The sequence below is a fragment of the Corallibacter vietnamensis genome, assembly GCF_039537875.1.
Lineage (GTDB): Bacteria > Bacteroidota > Bacteroidia > Flavobacteriales > Flavobacteriaceae > Corallibacter > Corallibacter vietnamensis.
Window position 1 is genome coordinate 278,811 of the sequence record NZ_BAABBI010000001.1, and the last position, 18,943, is coordinate 297,753.

Sequence of the window (18,943 nt, forward strand, 5' to 3'; positions counted from 1 at the left end):
TTATTTGTTAAGCTTTATTTTAATTTCTTTTTTGGTTGAAGTATTCCAAGTCATATCAAGTCTTAAGGTTAAATTATTGATATTGTAATCACCTTCAACTTTTTGACTTCCTATTTTTATTTGTTTTGGTGTTTTAGAAATGTTATGAATAACAAGCTCGATTTCTTTTGTTTCATTTAAAAAATGCTTACCTATTTCTGCATTAAACTCAAATTCTAAATAGCGCTGACTGCTTTCAGATTTGAATTCGAGAATTTCGTAGTTTCCATTTTCAAAAGCGTTAACAGTTGAACCATTGTCATTATACATTTGATAATCACTACTTCCTACTTCTTTATCAAAATAATAATGAAGTTCTAACACCGAACCATTGTAGGTTTTTGTTGATTGCATTGGTTTTGCCATAGGAATAAAACTTCCGCCTCTCACAAATGTTGGTATGCTATTCTCTTTTATTTCGTAATTAATTGGATGACCTCCTTTGTATAATTCATCGGAATAAAAATCAAACCAATTAGATGTTTTTGGCAGATAAATCACTTGATTTTTTGCTCCAGCATAAGTCACTGGTGAAACCAAAATATCACTTCCCCATAAATAGGCAGTATCATCACTATATAAAATATCTTTACACTCTTCAAAAAACAATGGTCGCATTAATGGTGCTCCTGTTTGGTTGTTTTCAAACATGAGGTTGTAATTATAAGGCAACAACCTGTAACGTAATTCTATAGCTTGTTTAGCCAAGGTTTTGGCTTTCTCACTTCTAAAAACCGGTTCACTTGGCACATCCTCTTGCGCATGAGGTCTATAAATTGGTTGAAAAACGCCATATTGCAACCAACGCACATACAATTCGTCATCAAGATTTGCTCCTGCAAAACCACCAAGATCACTATGCATATAGGCTAAACCTTGCATTCCCATTTGCAATGCAATTTCTGGCTGACTTTGTAATCCGCCCCAAGTTCTGTTGACGTCTCCAGACCAAGGCACTAAACCATAGCGTTGCGAACCTGAATAACCAGCACGCATTAAAATAAATGGTCGCTGATTCGGTAAAGCTTCATGAAAAGCATCTTGAACCAGTTTTGCCCAATCGTGACCAAAGGTATTATGAACTTCATCAGCTGTTCCTGTTGCATGAATTACACTGGAAGGATGTACTTCAGGTTCTCCTAAATCGCCCCAAATTCCAGTTATACCAAGATTCAATAGGTCTTTATTTATACCTTTAAACCAATTGTAACCAGACTTACTATATACATCTACCAAGCCTGTGTTTCCGAAGAAAAAATCATAAGTTGCTGGATTGCCCAAGCTATCTTTTGCTAAAACATTGTTAGTAACTGCTTCGTTCCAACGGTTAGATGTTGTTAATATAAATGGTTCTGTAATGAGTATGGTTTCTACATTTTTATTCTGTAATTCCTTAATCATTTGTTTTGGATTTGGAAATGAATCTCTATGAAACGCTAAATTACCCATGGTTCCTTTAACTTCTTTTCCAAACCAATATAAATCTAGAATCACTGCGTCAACAGGAATATGTTCTTCTCTAAAAGCATCAATGGTTTTTAATGTTTCTTTTTGAGAATGATAACCAAATTTGCTTGAAAAATTTCCTAAAGCCCAACGTGGCAACATAGGTTGTTTTCCTGTTAAATTGGTATAATTATCTATGACATCATACCAAGAATCTCCAACAATAACCTGATACGTTTTACGACCAGAAATGGTTTCGTAAGTCAGCGTATTATCGCCTTTGCTATCTAAATCTAAATATCCTATTGGAGCATTGTCAAAATGTACCATATACTGTTTTGACGACATCACAATAGGCAAGGTAAAATTCATTAACTCACTTGTAGTTTCATAGCCATAATGCGCTTTATTATAAAGCTGCAAACGATGACCACGACGATTCATTCCTAAAGCTCTAGCTCCAGCTCCATACAACACTTCATCAGGTGTTAGACTAAATTGAATGGTCTCAAAAGCATCATTTTTTTGGTAGCCATTTTTTTCTGAAATGACTTCTTTTCCGTCTTTCCAATACGAAATATTGAAAGGTGATTTGGTTATAAGAACCGATAAATCTTTAGATTTTAACGTCACTTCTGAATTGGTTTCAGAAAATTGAATATTAGAAAATACTTTATTTAAAACCACTGCGTGAGATGGTTTTGCACTTGCAGTTTCACCTTTTGGCAGAAAGGTGGTTTCTGCAATTTTAGATGTAAAGAATTGAATGTTATATGAACCATCAGAAACTTTCACGTTTAGCTCATTATTGCTAAAAGAAGCATTAACAAACTCGCGCGTTTTTATAGCATCTTGAAACAACCACGTAATAGCATCTTCAAAATTTTCTCGCCATAATGTTTCGTTGTGTTTTCCGTCAGGAACAACTTTTGACCTTATGTTTTCAGCAGAAAAACCATTGTTTTTTAAAACAGAAATCATTTGATTCATGTCTTTAACGGTCTGACTTATCTCATCAAAACCTGCTTTTTCACCTTCTTTTCCTCCTGCAAGGAAATACATTTTTGTGTCTTTTAAATTTGCATGCGATTTTGTGTAATTTTCAATTTCTGGCGCAAACCAAAATGCTGGTGAATACACACCTACTTTCCCGAATACGTTAGGATATTTTAAGGCTGCATAATGCGAAATTAAACCTCCCATTGAACTCCCAAAAATGGCTGTGTGCTTTTTATCTTTTAAGGTGTTGTAATTAGCATCAATGTAAGGTTTTAGTGTATTGACGATAAACTCTAAATAGGCATCGCCTTCGCCTCCGCCATATTTTTCATTTTTGAAAGGTGAATATTCATCCAGACGCTTATCTGCGCCATTATCAATACCAACAACTATAAGCTTTAAATTTTTATTTCGGAATAGTTTATCTAGTGTTTCATCAACACTCCATTCATTTGAATATGAGGATGTTTTTTTATCAAATAAATTTTGTCCGTCGTGCATATACACAACAGGATACGATTGATTTGAGGTCTTATAATCTGCTGGCAAATACAACCAAACACGTCGTTTACGGTTGAGTTGCGGCATGTTGAACGTATCTGATAGAACTGTAACCTGCTTTGTGACTGTTGAAGCATTTTCAACATCAAATAAATTGTCCCAACCTGCTATCTTTAGTTTTAAAGTATCAGGTTTACTACCAAATGTGTAGCTACGATTTTCAATAGCAAAACCTTTTTTATCACACTCAACAGAACTCCAAGTACCTTGCGTAAACTTGAAATTAATAGTGCCTTCGCTTTGAGGTAATGTGATGGTATAACGACCATCTTGTAACTCTAATTGATAAGCTTTTTGTCCTCCAGACCAACCTTCAAAATCACCTGAAATAAATATTGAAGCATTTTCTGGCGTTTCCTTTGGCACTTGCTCTACAACAATAGTAACTTGAGCAAACGTTGTTTGGAATAAAAGAAGACATAAGATGTAGGTTAGTTGTTTCATTTAAGTTTTGTTGTTAATACTATAGATCCTTTTTCTTTTAAAACAATGCTATCTTTCCAAATTACAGTTTCTCCTGTAAATACATTTTTTAACGTTTTTCCTGTCAAACCTAATTCTTCAAATCGGCTTGTATTTAAATTAAAAGCGTCTTCATTTTTATTCAGAATATGAACAACTGTTTCGTCATCATTAAACCTTGCTAAAACATAGGTATTGTCTTCTGGTGCAAAGTGCATGGTTTTTCCGCTATGAATGGCTTTAGAGTTTTTTCTAAAATTCATCAGTTTAGATACATAACTCTGCATATCTTTTTTAGTTTCTTCCAGATTTTCGCCTGTAAACGCATTTACGACATCACCTTCCCAACCACCAGGAAAATCGGTACGAATTAATCCGTGATCACCTGGTTTATCAAAATCATTCATTAAGATTTCTGTACCATAATACATTTGAAACGTACGCGGTAATACTGCCAAATAGCTCAACGCCATTTTTGTGTTGGTAATATCACCTTGTAATTGCGTAAAAATACGACTCATATCGTGGTTGTCTGGAAACACTAAAATGTCTTCAGGTCTTGTATAATGAAAGTCGTTAGCCAATGCTTCGTATATTTCTTTAAGACCAGTTCCCCAAGTTTCTTTATTTTTTAATCCAGAAACTATTTTTTCTTGCATAGCAAAATCCATAGTTGAGCGTAAGTTAGAGTCATACCCATCTGCATTTTGATGACCGTCTTGCCAATATCCAATTAACAACGGATTGCTTGACCATTCTTCACCTACAATATTAAAATTTGGATATTCTGCCATTATAGCTCCAGCCCAATCGCTCATAAAATCTTTGTCAGGATATGGATAAGTATCTTGACGAATACCACCAAGACCTAGTGTTTCTATCCACCAAAAACTATTTTGAATAAGATACTTTGCCATAAATGGATTACGTTGATTAAGATCTGGCATTGCTTGCACAAACCAACCATCGCTCATTTCTTGTTTATCAATTTTTGAAGCGTAGCTATCTTGGTTTACCGTTCTTCTATGTGATGAACGTTTTACAATCTCATTGTTCCAATTGGCTTTATTTGCTTCGTAATGCGCTTGGTAATTTACCCAATCACTAAATGGTAAGTCTTTCATCCACCAATGTTCCAAACCGCAATGGTTTGCGACTTGGTCCATAATTAGCTTCATATTATTTTTTCGTAATTCGTCTGCTAATTTTCTGTAGTCTTCGGTTGTACCAAATCTTGGATCTACTTGATAATAATCAGTAATAGCATAACCATGATACGATGCATGATGCATGTCGTTAGTTAGCACAGGACAAGGCCAAACAGCAGTAAAACCTAAATCTTTAATATAGTTTACATGCTCTGTAATTCCTTGAAGATCGCCACCATGACGTGCATAATCATTGGTTCTATCTATGTGCTTTTCGTTTAAATTATCAAACGTATCATTGTTTGGATTAGCGTTTGCAAAACGATCTGGTGTGATTAGATAAATAGCATCTGAACTATTAAACCCTATAAAATCTTCAGCTGATTTTTCTCTAGCTTTAAGCTCGTAAGTGGTTACGAGTTCTTCGTTGTTATCATTTTTAAATATGATATTGAAAGTTCCTGCTTTGGTACTGTTTGAAATGATGACATCTATAAACAGGTAGTTACTGCTTTTTTCTGCTTTACTTACATGTGCAATAGTTACTCCTGGATATTCAATACTTGGTTGGTAACTCCCAATATTTTGGTGATGTACCAATAGTTGTAAGCTATCATTTTTAAAACCAGTCCACCAATTAGGTGGTTCCACACGATCAATATCGTTTTTATTGATAAATTCTGAAACTGACGTTTCATCAACTGATTCTTTTTCAGGTTTTTTACAGCCCAACAAAATTGCACTAAAGAGCAGCATTAAAACACATTTATTCATAATCTTTGTTTTTTGTGGATTCCGCATCAAGTGCGGAATGACAAACAGAATAATACAACTTTACACTGTAACCAAGCTATTAGCTTCAATCGTTACTTTTTTATCGTTTACCAAGATGTCTAAACTTTCGCCACCTTCAAGTTCGAAGTTGGTTTTACCTTGGTTAACATTCACTTTTATGATTTGATTTCTAAAGTTGATTTTAAACGAATAACCATCCCATTCTTTTGGGATTTTAGGTGAAAAAGACAAGGTATTATCTTTTACACGCATTCCGCCAAAACCTTCAACAATACTCATCCAAGTTCCAGCCATAGATGTAATATGTAAGCCTTCGTGAACTTCTTTATTATAATCATCTAAATCTAATCGCGATGTTCTTAAATAAAACGTATAAGCTTGTTCCATACGGTCTATTTTTGCCGCTTGAATACTATGAACACAAGGTGACAATGAACTTTCGTGAACAGTATATGGCTCGTAAAAATCGAAATGACGCTCTAACTCTTCAGTAGAAAAATGATCTTCGAAGAAATAGAAACCTTGTAATGTATCGGCTTGTTTTATATAAGGCGAACGCAAAATGCGATCCCAAGACCAATATTGGTTTATAGGTCGTTGACTAGCATCTAGCGCATCAACTTTTATTAATTCTTTATCTAAAAATCCGTCTTGCTGTAAGTACACATTATGCTCTTCAGAATATGGGAAATACATCGCATCTGCAACCGATTTCCATTGTGCTATTTCAGCTTTAGACAGCTTAACTTTGTTCATTATCCTAGTAAAGTCTGTATCGTATTCTGCTTCAACTTTACTAATGTTTTCAATAGCATAATCTATACACCATTTAGCTATATAGTTAGTATACCAGTTATTGTTTACGTTATTTTCGTACTCATTTGGTCCTGTAACACCTAAAATAACATACTTGTTTTTGTTTGTTGAAAACGTAGCGCGTTGGTGCCAAAAACGTGCAATACCAATAAGTACTTCCAAGCCTTTTTCTGGTATATAACTGTAATCGTTTGTAAACCTGTGGTAGTTATAAATAGCAAAAGCAATAGCACCATTACGATGAATTTCTTCAAAAGTAATTTCCCATTCGTTATGACATTCTTCTCCATTCATAGTTACCATTGGGTACAATGCTGCGCCATTAGTAAAGCCTAATTTTTCAGCATTCTCAATAGCTTTTTGCAGATGATTATATCTGTACTCCAATAAGCTTCTTGCTACTTTTTGATCTTTTGTAGCCATGTAAAACGGAATGCAATATGCTTCAGTATCCCAATAGGTGCTTCCACCATATTTTTCGCCTGTAAATCCTTTTGGACCAATATTTAATCTAGAATCTTTTCCTAAATACGTCTGATTTAAATGAAATATATTAAAACGAATACCTTGTTGCGCTTTTACATCACCACTAATGGTAATATCTGCCATATCCCAAATGTTTGCCCAAGCTTGTTTTTGTTGCTCTAGCAAAGTATCAAAACCAAGTTGTGTAGCTGTTGCCAACACTGATTTTGCCGCAGTTACCAATGCGTTTTTGTCATGGTTTCTATCTACAGTATAACCTCCAAATTTATGAATGGCATAAGTTTCGCCTTGCTTGACATTTTGTTTGTAGCTGTAAGATACTAATGTTGCATCTGCACTAACGTTTGGCTCGATTAATACCGACTTACCATTGATAAAAACCTTTGATTCCATGAACGTGCATGTATAAAAATCGGTTTTCATGGTTTTAGCCTGAATAAACGCTTGGTTATTATCGTGACTTACTTGAGTAGTGTCCCAAAACTTATCGTCCCAGTTAGTATCTTCGTTTGTAATTCCTGAATCTATATATGGTTGAAATACAATTTCAGCATCACTATTTAATGGTGTTACTTGATAATTGATTACTCCCATTTCGTCTTGGTTAAGACTTAAAAAACGTTTTGCGTTAACTTCTACTTCTATACCATTTTGAAGTGTTGTCTTAAAAGTTCTGGACAACCAACCTTCTTTCATATTAAGTTCTCGTCTAAAATCTTGAACCGTTTTGCACTTGTTTAGGTCTAACTGTTCGCCATTTATTGCTACATTAATACCAATCCAGTTTGGTGCATTAAGTACTTTTGCAAAATATTCTGGGTAGCCGTTTTTCCACCAACCAACACGCGTTTTATCAGGGTAATACACACCTGCTATGTAGCTTCCTTGAAAGGTTTTTCCTGAATATTGTTCTTCAAAATTAGCGCGTTGTCCCATGGCTCCGTTGCCAATACTAAACAAACTTTCTGATGATTCTACGCGCTCTGCATGAAACCCTTCTTCTATGATTGACCAATTATCTGGTTTAATATAATCTTGGTTCATAATTTTAATATATTGTCTTGTTATCGCTACAACGACAACTTATTTCTTTATTAATTCTTCTATAAATTCTATACTTATTTCAGTGAAATCTTTAAACACATAATCTGCTTCAGATAACACTGTTTTATCACCTATACCAATTGAAATCATATTGGCATTATTTGCTGCTTGAACACCTGCTACAGAATCTTCAAACACAATACAGTTTTCAGGTTTTTGGTGAAGTGCTTTTGCTCCTATAAGGAATACTTCTGGATCTGGTTTTGCCTTACTTACATCGTTACCATCAACAATGGCTTGAAAGTTTGAAATAAGGTTTACTTTTTGAAGTATTTTTCTAGCGTTTTTACTTGCCGAACCTAAAGCAACGCCTTGATTATTTTCATTAAGATGATTTAAAATTTTTGGCACATCTGGAAGAATTTCGCTTTCTCCCATTTTATCTATGTAGCTTAAATAATCATCATTCTTTTTTGCCATTAATGCCATAAACTCATCTTCTGAAATTGTTTTATTTCCCCAAGACAAGATTTTTTCTAAAGATTTTACACGACTTACACCTTTTAGTTGTTCGTTTTGTGTTTCAGTAAAATCAACATCAATACTATTGGCTAATTTTTTCCATGCTAAAAAATGGTATTTTGCAGTATCTACAATAACACCATCAAGGTCAAATATGAATCCTTTTGTATTCATTTTTAATTTATTTCGTTTTCTGGTTGATATGAAATTGCGTCTTTATTCACAATAAACAGGTTGCAAAGTGCTGCTAGAATTAAACTAATACCAGCTACAGTCATAGCATTAATAGCGTCTTCACCTAAAAGACTAGACACATAATTAATACCACCAAGCGCTGCAATAATTTGAGGTATTACAATAAACATATTGAAGATACCCATAATAACTCCCATCTTTTTAGGATCTACGGAACTTGATAACATCGCATACGGCATTGAAAGAATACTTCCCCATGCAATTCCTATTAAAATAAAACAGTACTTTAAGGTTTCTGGTGTTGCATAATACATAGCCATAAACCCAACGCCTCCTAGTATAAGAGAACCCATGTGAACAAATTTTCTGTTTATGCGTTTTTTAGATGTATACAGTGCTAGTAGTAATGCAAATGCCATAGATGACAATCCATAAACACCCATTGCAGAACCTACCAGGTTTGATGATTTCTGAAATGCTGTATTTGCCGTATCAAAAGCTTCGGCTTGTGAGGCGATGGTTAAATCAAATGCTGCTTCTATTGGCGCTGGTGTTTGAAACACATGCTCTGTAAGCGCAGGATTTGCCATACTCCACATAGTAAAAAACGCAAACCAACTAAAGAACTGTATAAGTCCTAGTTTTTTCATTGTTAGCGGCATTTTGCCTATGTTTTCTAAAATATCAGGAATAAAGCGGTTTTTCTTTTTTCGTTCACGCTCAAATTCCTCCATATCTTCAGGAGGATATTCGGATGTGGTAAATACGGTATATAGTATGCTTATTAAAAACACAACAGCACCAATACCAAAGGCTACTTTTACCGACATTGGCACAACGCCTTTTGGCGCTGCATCACTAACACCTAGTTGCGATACCATCCAAGGCAAATTACTTGCTATCCAAGTACCAATACCAATAATGAGTGTTTGAACAACAAAACCATATGAACGTTGTGAATTGGGTAGCTTATCTGCTACTAAAGCCCTGAAAGGCTCCATTGAAACATTGATAGAAGCATCAAGAATCCATAAAAAACCTGCAGCCATCCACAAAACTGAAGAATGTGGTACTAAAAACAGCGCAAGTGAGCTTAAAATAGCTCCGATTAAAAAATATGGACGACGTCTTCCCCAGCGTGGATGCCAAGTTTTATCGCTTAAATAACCAATAATGGGTTGCACTAGTAATCCTGTTAAAGGAGCTGCAATCCATAACAATGGAATAGCATCTTTATCAGCACCAAGTGTTTGAAATATTCGAGACATGAAGCCTCCTTGTAACGCAAAACCAAATTGAATTCCTAGGAAACCGAAACTCATATTCCAGATTTCCCAAAAACTTAAGGAACGCTTTTTCATTAATAGTATAATTTAGATTAATACTATTTTGATAAGCATATACTCATCAAAACTTATGGTGAGAAGTGAAAATATAAGTTTTGATTTCTGGCGGTAAAGATATAAAAGTTTTTAAATACGCAATGTTAAATTTCTATTTGGTAGATTCTCTTTTAATAATCTCCGTTTCAATTATATGCGTTTCAAAGTATTCTTCTTCATCTTCATTCTCCAGTTTATTTATTAATAGTTCAGCAGCTTTTTTACCCATTTCTTCAGCATGCTGGCTAACGGTTGTTAGACTTGGTGTTGCATGCTTGGACAAAACACCATCTGTAAAACCAATCACTTGTAATTGTTCTGGGATTTTTTTCTTGAGTCTTCTTGCTACTTTCATAGCTGTAAGTGCATAAAGCTCATTTACAGCAAAAACACCGTCAATTTTCTTATTGTTTACAAGCAACTGTTCTATTTCAGCTTCAAGGTCTTCTAAATGATCTTCTGAATCTAGCTCTTCAACAATTTTTAAAATCAGTTCTGATTGAGGTTCCATTTTGTTTTCCTCTAAAGCCTCTAAATAGCCTTGAGTCCTCAACCTTCCTACGCTTACATAATCTTTAGTTGTAATAATAGCAATGTTTTTGCAACCATTTGCTATAAGCTGTTCAACAGCTTTTTTTGATCCTTTTAAATCATCAACAATAACTTTATCACAATTTACTTCATTAACAACCCTGTCAAACATTACAATAGGCATTCCTTGATTAATGGTCTCATAAAAATGATGATAATCTTGTTGCAACAATGTTTCTTTAGATATAGATAATATAAAACCATCTATACTTCCATTGGCTAACATTTCCATGTTTATCACCTCTTTATCAAACGATTCGTTAGAAAGCCCGACGATTACATTGTATCCTCTTTTGTTGGCAACTAGCTCAATACCACGGATAACTTTTGAGAAAAAATGGTGCACAATTTCGGGTATAATAATACCTATCGTTTTTGTTTTGCGGTTTTTTAGGCTCAACGCTATATTGTTAGGGCGGTAATTATAGAGTTTTGCAAAGGCTTGAACTTTTTGCCTTGTATCCTCACTAATCTCTTTACTATTTCTTAATGCTTTGGATACGGTTGATATAGAGACATCTAACTCTCTTGCTATTTGTTTTAAAGTTATTTTTCTTTTCATTTTATTCCTTAAAAGTTCTAAATATAACAACAAAAACACACACTAAAAGCCTAACTTTTCATTACTATATACGAAATGCTGTTTTAGATATTTAACAATATATCTGCATTTTAAATATAAATCTGTTAATTATAGGTGTTTTTTTATTGTTTTCCTACAATTTCAAGAAAGTTTTTAACACGAAAACGTTTTCGATGCCCCAGAAGTAGCCACTCACAAAAAAGATATGCATTTTTTACATAGATTTAACATCGAGAAGTGAGAATATAACAAAAAAATTAACAAACTAATTCAAAAGTATTGTATGAAAACAATGTTAAATAGTTTACTGTTTTTACTCTTCTTTTTGCCCTCATTTTTGATTGCGCAAAATCAAGTTTCTGGAACAGTAACAGAAGAATCATCATTACCTTTACCAGGAGTTAACGTAATTATAAAAGGGACGTCTCAAGGAACTGCTACAGATTTTGATGGGAATTACCAACTTGAAGCTAATGAAGGAGATATTATTGTCTTTTCTTATGTTGGTTACCTAACAAAAGAAGTTAGTTATCAAGGACAATCATCTCTTAATGTGACGCTTGTTGAAGATGCTTCGCAGCTAGACGAAGTTGTCATTATTGGGTATGGCAGTGTAAAAAAAGAAGATGCTACAGGATCTGTTTCACTAGTAACTACAAAAGATTTTAACAAAGGAAATATTGTTTCAACCGATCAATTGCTTAATGGTAAAGTTGGCGGATTAAGAATCACTAACTCTGGTGGTCAGCCTGATTCCTCTCTAAATATTAGAATTCGTGGCGGGTCTTCATTAAGCGGTAGAAATGATCCACTTATAGTAATTGATGGCGTACCTTTATCAAATATAAATCCGGCGGGAGTAAGCAATCCTTTGTCTTTAGTAAACCCAAATGATGTAGCAAGCTTTTCAATTTTAAAAGATGCTTCAGCAACTGCAATTTATGGATCTCGTGCTTCAAATGGTGTCATTATTATAACAACTAAAAAGGGAACCTCTGGTGAAGCTCAATTTAATTTTTCAACAGACGTTTCTATAAACAGTGCTAAAGACGGTTTAGATATGTTTGAAAGTGCAGAGTATGTTCGCTTCATTCAAGAGTACCACCCTGATTTAATTGAAAAACTAGGAGTACCTCTTGGATCTGTACAAACCAACGAACCTATATCTCAAATTATCGATACACCATCAGGGCAACGAGCTGTTTATAACACTGATTGGCGAGATGCAGTTTTAAGAACAGCTTTTACATCAAATACAAACTTTAGCGCTCGCGCTTATTTATTTGATAAACTTCCTTTTAGAGCTTCTATTGGATATACAAACGCTGAAGGTGTTGTTAAAACAGATGATTATGAACGTGTAACAGCATCTATTAATTTATCACCTACATTCTTTGATGATGCATTAAAAGTTACCGCTAATGCCAAAGCAACTTATGCCGATAAAAATGCTGCTGATGTTGGTGGTGCGTTAGGTGGCTCACTAGTGTTTGACCCTACAAAACCCGTTTACAATAACGCTGTCGACAACCGTTTTGGAGGCTATTATTTCAACACAAATGTTGATGGCAACAACTTGATTTTAGACGGACAATACAATCCACTTGCGCTACTTGAACAAAGAGACAGGCCAGAACGCACAACACGCTTTTTAGGTAATTTAGAATTAGATTACTCTTTTGGTTTTTTACCAGGTTTACGAGCTGTTGTTAATTTAGGATTAGACGCTTCCAAATCTGATAAAACAGAAAGATTCTACAACAATGCTGCTGCAACATATCGTTTTAACAGCAACAATACAGATATCAATAGTAATTTTGTTTTCAATCCTGGCGTTAATTATCGCGAAAACCAAACACTAACAAACACTACTTTAGACGCTTATGCGCAATACACAAAATCTTTTGACAACGCTTTTATTTCAAAACTTGATGCACAACTAGGATATTCTTACCAGAACTTCAAGAATGATGGTAATTCTGAACAGTATCGATATAACGAAACGACTGGTTTACGCGAAATAAATTTTAATGAAGAAAACCCTACCAATCGCTATTATAACGAAATGAACTTACAATCATTTTTTGGTAGAGCTAATATAGATCTACTAGATCGTTACTTGTTTACTTTTTCATTAAGAGCAGATGCTTCTTCTTTATTTGTTACAGACGATCCTTGGGATAGCAATGCTTGGGGCTTCTTCCCTGCTGCAGCATTCGCTTGGAAAGTAAAAAGTGAAAAATTTATGCAAAACGTTGATTTTATAAATGACTTGAAATTACGCCTTGGCTGGGGTAGAACAGGACAACAAGACATTTCTGGTGTTGTTGGTTATTATCCTAACACTCCATTATTTGTTGCCGGAGGAAATAGCAGCCAATACCTACCTGGGGCGGGATTATACTCTGCATTACCTTTTAACCCTGATTTAACATGGGAAACAACAACAACCTATAATCTTGGTGTTGATTTCGCCTTTTTCAAAAACAACTTCATCTCGGGTTCCTTTGATATTTACCAAAAATTTACAGAAGATTTATTAGCACGTGTAACTGTGCCACCTGGACAAGGCTTTTCTGACACCTTTGTTAAAAACATAGGAGAAATAGAAGGAAAAGGATTCGAAGTCAACTTAAACATGAATGCTTACCAAACAGAAAACTGGAATATTTCTTTAAATGGAAACGTAGGATATGTTTATAATGAGGTAACTGATATAGGTGGTCAAGCAAACATAAACAGAGGTGGTAGTTTAAGAAACACAGGAGCCTTTTTATTGAGTGATGTAGCCGGACAACAAGCACAAAGTGCTTATGTATTTAAACAAGTTTATGATACTAGCGGCAACCCTATTCCTGGAGCTTTTGTTGACTTAAACGGTGATAATATAATCAATGATAGTGACAGATATTATACACAAATCACCCCTAACTGGACTTATGGTTTTGGCTTAAACATAAATTATAAAAACTGGGATTTATCTTCAGGCTTTATAGGTCAAATAGGCGGAAATCTTTACAATTACAACAAGCTAAATTATGGCTTCACAGATGCCGTTGTACCAGCAAACAACAACAGTATAACCAATGCTTTAAACTTTTATGACGGTGCTGCCAATCCTGCTTTTGAAAATGTCAATGGAAATATTCAATTTTCAGATTATTTCCTTGAAGACGCAACATTTTTGAGATGTAATAACATCGTTTTGGGTTATACATTTGACAAGATGATTAAAAATGGAAATGTAAGAATGTACGGTGCTGTTTCAAACCCGTTTATTATAACAGACTATTCTGGTTTAGATCCTGAAAACCCTGGAGGTATTGAACGTGATTTTTATCCACGACCAACAACATTCACTCTAGGTATTAATTTTGATTTTTAAAAAAACAATTATGAAAAAAATATTTTTAATATTAACAGGACTTATGATACTAACAATAGTATCATGTACTGATGATTTAGATACAGAACCAAAGGTAGAATTAACCCTAGAAGAAATTCTAGCTGAAGACCCTAATGCTATAGAAGGCATTGTTTCAAGACTCTATGCTTCCTTTGCACTTTCGGGTCCTAATGGCCCAGGAAGTTCAGACATTAGTGATGACGCAGGAGAGTCTCCTTTTTTAAGAGGCATTATAAACCTGCAGGATTTTACCGCCGATGGCATGAAAAATAGGTGGGGAGATGATGGTTTAGATCAATTAACAACAACTTCAAATTGGGATGCAAATAATAAATTTTTTAGATATTTATATAACCGAGCTTATTACACCATTCCACAATGTAATAATTTAATTTCTATTTTAAATTCATCTACAAACATCCCAGATGCAAATGAAGCGTTATCTGAAGCTCGATTTTTACGTTCATTAGCGTACTTTTATCTCATTGACACTTTTGGAAAAGGCGTTTTAGCAACCGAAGAAAATTTAGGCCAATCAGACCCTCTTCCAGAAGCTTCACGTGAAGAATTATTCTACTTTGTTGAATCTGAATTATTAGAAATTCAGCCAATAATGTCGGAAAACAATGGATATGGACGTGCAAACAAATATGTTGCAGCAATGCTTTTGGCTAAACTATACATGAATGCCGAAGTTTATATAGGTGAAGATAAATATGATCAAGCTTTAACTTACCTAAACCAAATTCTTGATGAAGGAGGTTATAGTTTAACAAATAATTTTTTAGAGAATTTCTCATCAGACAATAATAATTCTCCAGAAATAATATTCCCATTAATCGCAGATGCTGTAAACAGTCAAAGCTATGGGAATACAACTTATATTATAAACGGAAACTTAAGTTCTGACACAATGACTTTATCTGATTTTGGAGCTGCCGAAGGTTGGCAAGGTCATCGCGCTACTGAAGCATGGTATGGCTTGTTTGGCGATTTAACAACGTCTTTAGATGAACGCGCTTCTTTATTTTGGACAAATGGGCATAATTACACCATGACTGACTATAAAGAATGGACAGACGGCTACCCATCAATAAAATTTAGAAACACATCATTTAACAACCCAGATAACGTTACAACTTCTTTCTCTAGCACAGATTTTCCTCTTTATAGATTAGCAGACGTAAATCTTATGTATGCCGAATGTGCTGTACGTGGTGCTGCTGAAGCTGACATGACTAAAGCTTTATCATTAGTAAACGCTGTAAGAACGAGATCATCTGCTCCTGCCATAAGCATGAGTGATTTAACATTAGATTTTATTATTGATGAAAGAGCTAGAGAGTTAAACCTTGAAGGACATAGAAGGACAGATTTAATACGATTTGGAAGGTTTACAGGAAGTAGCTACTTATGGCCATGGAAAGGAAATGTACAAAATGGTGCTTCAATTCCTGATCACTATAACTTATTCCCTATCCCTGAACAAGCATTAAGCGCTAACCCTAATCTTCAACAAAACCCAGGTTATTAATCTAATAAATGAAGAAAATGAAAAATATATTAAAAATAACATATCTCTTTACTATAGCTTTTATTTTAGGCTCTTGTTCTGATGATGATCAAAAATTTTCACTATCCGAAAATAGTGCCAGTGTTATAAATACACCTACAAATGGTCAAGAATTTATCTTAAATCCTTTAGAAGATCAAAATAATACTGCAATTACCTTTAGCTGGGATCACTCTAACTATGGAACGCCAACAAGTATTGATTATTCTATAGAAATTGCAAATAGCGGATCCGATTTTAACGAAGCAACCACACTTGCTACTGTAAACGAAACTCATTTTACAATGAATATCGCCGATTTTAATAATGTAGTAAGCTCATTAGGGTTACCACCTTTCACTGAAGGTAGTGTTGACATAAGAATAAAATCTACCGTCGGCAACCCTAGTCAATTACCACAATATTCAAACATAGTAACTATTTTAGTTACCCCTTTTACAACTGATTTACCAAAAATTGCTGTACCTGGCAATCACCAAGGTTGGGATCCTCCATCTGCACCGCTATTAGCATCATCTGCTTTTGGTGAAACAGACTATGAAGGTTATGTTTGGCTAGACGGTGAATTTAAATTTATAGCTCCAAATCAAACAGGTATTTTTGAATGGGGAAATACAGACTGGGGTGACGATGGAACTTTCACCGGGGCATTACTAGTAGATGATGAAACAAACTGTAACGCAAGCACAGCCGGTTATTATTTTGTAGTTGCAGATACAGATGCATTAACATATGAAACAACTCCCGTAAGCTGGGCAATTATTGGAGATGCAACACCTTCTGGGTGGGATAACGACACTGATTTAATATATAATAGCCAAAACAAGACACTTGAATTAGATTTAGACCTAGTTCCCGGACCTTTTAAATTTAGAGGAAATAACGAATGGGGACAATTTGATTTAGGAACTGTTGATTCAGACGGTTTCTTACAAAGTGGTGGCGATCTTACTTTTGATGGAGAAGCTGGTAATTACCATATCATTTTAGATTTATCAAACCCAAGAAAGTACACTTACTCATTGACATTAAACTAATTAGATATGAAAAACTTATTAAAAACTCTCTTTTTTACGCTATCTATTATTTTGATTAGCTGTAATGATGACAATAATTTTGGCTTAGTTATACCTCAAAGTTCATTTACTATAGTTTCTCCTAACAACGGCGCATCACTTTTCTTAAACAATGAAAATGAACAAAATACAGCCCTAACATTAGTTTGGAGTGACAACTTCACCAATTCTGACAGTTATACTATTGAGGTATCAACAGCTGAAGATTTTACAGAGCCAATTGCCATTGGAACATCAACAAGCAACACTTTTTCATTATCTGTTGTAGAGTTAAACAACATACTATTAAATTATGAAGTATCTGCTTTTGAAGAAACACCATTATACATCAGGGTAAATTCAGGCGAGCAGCTTACAGATTATATAGAATTAATAATTAGTACATACCCAGAAGAAAATCCTGTAATAATAAATCCTGACAGCACTTTTGAAGTTGTTTTATCTGATATAACAGAAAATGAAAGTGCTTTAACTGTTGAGTGGGATGATCCTGACTTTTCTGTTGACACTTCAGCTGAAATTGATTATTATATTGAGATAGCTGTAGCTGGTTCTAACTTTGTTACTATTGAATCACTTGGCAATACCCAAGATAGAGTTTTAGAATCAACTCACGGTAGTCTAAACGAAGCTGTTTTAAGTTTAGGGCTTAACGCCGACGCAGCTTCTCAATTAGACTTAAGAGTACGTTCAGTTATTGAGACAGCTAATGGAAATTTAGAGCGTATATCAGATTTTATAACAATAACCGTTACTCCTTATGAAACCGCTTTACCTCCTGTTATTTATGGAGTTGGAGCAGGAATGCCAAATGCTGGATGGGCATGGGACACACCTCAAGAGTTTATTCTACAAGGAGCTGTTTACTCTGGAAACGTAACGTTATCTCCTGATAACGGTGGTAATTTCAGGTTTTTTGCTCAACAAGACTGGGGACCAATAAGCTATAACTTCCCTTATTATGAAGTTAGAGGCTACACAATTGATTCTAATTTAATAAACGCATTAGACGGTGATAGCAACTTTCAATTTATTGGTACAGCGGGAGAATATCTATTAGAAATAGATACAGAAAACAAAACAATAACATTAGGACCTCCTATTATTGGACCTAACTGCGAGTTTGACCAACTTTGGTTAGTTGGAGCTGGTGTACCTGATGCTGGTTGGGGTTGGGAAACTGCTGTGCAACTACCATGTACAGGAACTGGAGTATATTCTGGAAATGTAACGCTTCAAAACAATGGTGGCGCAGATAATAACTTTAGATTTTTCACTACTGAAGGCGACTGGGGATCTGGTCAAAACTTCCTCTACTTTGAAGGTGAAGGTTACACAATAGATTCAAATTTCACAAACGCTTTAGATGGCGATAGTAACTTTGCCTTTACTGGAACTACTGGCGAATACTTCTTATCCGTAGACACAGTTAATAAAACAATAGTTTTAGATGCAGCTCAAGTGAACTGTGAGTTTGATCAACTATGGCTAGTTGGAGCTGGTGTACCTGATGCTGGTTGGGGTTGGGACTCTCCTATAGAATTAGCTTGCACAGGTGCTGGAGTATATTCAGCTGATGTAACATTTGCTAATGATGCCTTTAGGTTTTTTACAACTGAAGGTGATTGGGGTTCAGGAAGAAACTTCCCTTATTACGAAGGTGAAGGCTATACAATAGACAGCAATTTTGTTAATGCTTTAGATGGTGATAGTAATTTCCAATTTGTTGGAACACCTGGATCCTATACTTTGACTATGGATACTGTAAACAAAACCATATCTATACAATAATTGGTTTAATATAAACAAAGGCTATGGT

The 18,943-nt window shown here is 34.7% G+C and carries 10 protein-coding genes; 4 read left to right on the forward strand and 6 right to left on the reverse strand.

The genetic code is table 11. The features are described from left to right. The 6 genes from ABD690_RS01355 to ABD690_RS01380 form a co-directional block, all read right to left on the reverse strand. Complete coding sequence (locus ABD690_RS01355; RefSeq protein ID WP_344726267.1) at positions 1-3,489, reverse strand: TIM-barrel domain-containing protein; 3,489 nt, start codon at positions 3,487-3,489, stop codon at positions 1-3. After that, a complete protein-coding gene (locus ABD690_RS01360; protein WP_344726269.1) occupies positions 3,486-5,429 on the reverse strand; it encodes a glycoside hydrolase family 13 protein in 1,944 nt (647 codons plus the stop codon). The genes ABD690_RS01355 and ABD690_RS01360 overlap by 4 nt, the downstream gene beginning before the upstream one ends. A gap of 60 nt (positions 5,430-5,489) precedes the next feature. Continuing rightward, positions 5,490-7,796 (reverse strand): glycoside hydrolase family 65 protein, encoded by a 2,307-nt coding sequence (locus ABD690_RS01365; protein WP_344726271.1) that lies wholly within the window; start codon positions 7,794-7,796, stop codon positions 5,490-5,492. A 39-nt stretch (positions 7,797-7,835) separates the two neighbouring features. Beyond that, positions 7,836-8,492 carry a beta-phosphoglucomutase gene (gene pgmB / locus ABD690_RS01370; protein WP_344726273.1) on the reverse strand — a complete coding sequence of 219 codons (657 nt, stop codon included), beginning with the start codon at positions 8,490-8,492 and terminating at the stop codon, positions 7,836-7,838. A gap of 2 nt (positions 8,493-8,494) precedes the next feature. Continuing rightward, a complete protein-coding gene (locus ABD690_RS01375; protein WP_344726275.1) occupies positions 8,495-9,874 on the reverse strand; it encodes an MFS transporter in 1,380 nt (459 codons plus the stop codon). Positions 9,875-10,007: 133 nt separating this feature from the next. Then, positions 10,008-11,048: a LacI family DNA-binding transcriptional regulator gene (locus ABD690_RS01380; protein ID WP_344726277.1), complete on the reverse strand. Its 1,041-nt coding sequence runs from the start codon at positions 11,046-11,048 to the stop codon at positions 10,008-10,010. A gap of 304 nt (positions 11,049-11,352) precedes the next feature. On the opposite strand from ABD690_RS01380, the gene ABD690_RS01385 reads away from it, so the two are divergent. Genes ABD690_RS01385 through ABD690_RS01400 form a run of 4 tightly spaced genes read left to right on the forward strand, consistent with a single transcriptional unit; the run spans position 11,353 to position 18,915 of the window. Continuing rightward, positions 11,353-14,454: a SusC/RagA family TonB-linked outer membrane protein gene (locus ABD690_RS01385; protein WP_344726279.1), complete on the forward strand. Its 3,102-nt coding sequence runs from the start codon at positions 11,353-11,355 to the stop codon at positions 14,452-14,454. 10 nt (positions 14,455-14,464) lie between these two features. Next, a complete protein-coding gene (locus ABD690_RS01390) occupies positions 14,465-16,009 on the forward strand; it encodes a RagB/SusD family nutrient uptake outer membrane protein (protein ID WP_344726281.1) in 1,545 nt (514 codons plus the stop codon). A gap of 17 nt (positions 16,010-16,026) precedes the next feature. Next, positions 16,027-17,085 (forward strand): SusE domain-containing protein, encoded by a 1,059-nt coding sequence (locus tag ABD690_RS01395; RefSeq protein ID WP_344726283.1) that lies wholly within the window; start codon positions 16,027-16,029, stop codon positions 17,083-17,085. Positions 17,086-17,091: 6 nt separating this feature from the next. Further along, a complete protein-coding gene (locus ABD690_RS01400) occupies positions 17,092-18,915 on the forward strand; it encodes a SusE domain-containing protein (RefSeq protein ID WP_344726285.1) in 1,824 nt (607 codons plus the stop codon). Positions 18,916-18,943: the final 28 nt, after the last annotated feature.

Bases quoted from the DNA above. Each gene is read 5' to 3' on its own strand.
- ABD690_RS01365 (WP_344726271.1), bottom strand. From the start codon at position 7,796: ATGAACCAAGATTATATTAAACCAGATAATTGGTCAATCATAGAAGAA.
- ABD690_RS01385 (WP_344726279.1), top strand. From the start codon at position 11,353: ATGAAAACAATGTTAAATAGTTTACTGTTTTTACTCTTCTTTTTGCCC.
- ABD690_RS01400 (WP_344726285.1), top strand. From the start codon at position 17,092: ATGAAAAACTTATTAAAAACTCTCTTTTTTACGCTATCTATTATTTTG.
- ABD690_RS01380 (WP_344726277.1), bottom strand. From the start codon at position 11,048: ATGAAAAGAAAAATAACTTTAAAACAAATAGCAAGAGAGTTAGATGTC.
- ABD690_RS01395 (WP_344726283.1), top strand. From the start codon at position 16,027: ATGAAAAATATATTAAAAATAACATATCTCTTTACTATAGCTTTTATT.
- ABD690_RS01360 (WP_344726269.1), bottom strand. From the start codon at position 5,429: ATGAATAAATGTGTTTTAATGCTGCTCTTTAGTGCAATTTTGTTGGGC.
- ABD690_RS01355 (WP_344726267.1), bottom strand. From the start codon at position 3,489: ATGAAACAACTAACCTACATCTTATGTCTTCTTTTATTCCAAACAACG.
- ABD690_RS01390 (WP_344726281.1), top strand. From the start codon at position 14,465: ATGAAAAAAATATTTTTAATATTAACAGGACTTATGATACTAACAATA.
- ABD690_RS01375 (WP_344726275.1), bottom strand. From the start codon at position 9,874: ATGAAAAAGCGTTCCTTAAGTTTTTGGGAAATCTGGAATATGAGTTTC.
- pgmB (WP_344726273.1), bottom strand. From the start codon at position 8,492: ATGAATACAAAAGGATTCATATTTGACCTTGATGGTGTTATTGTAGAT.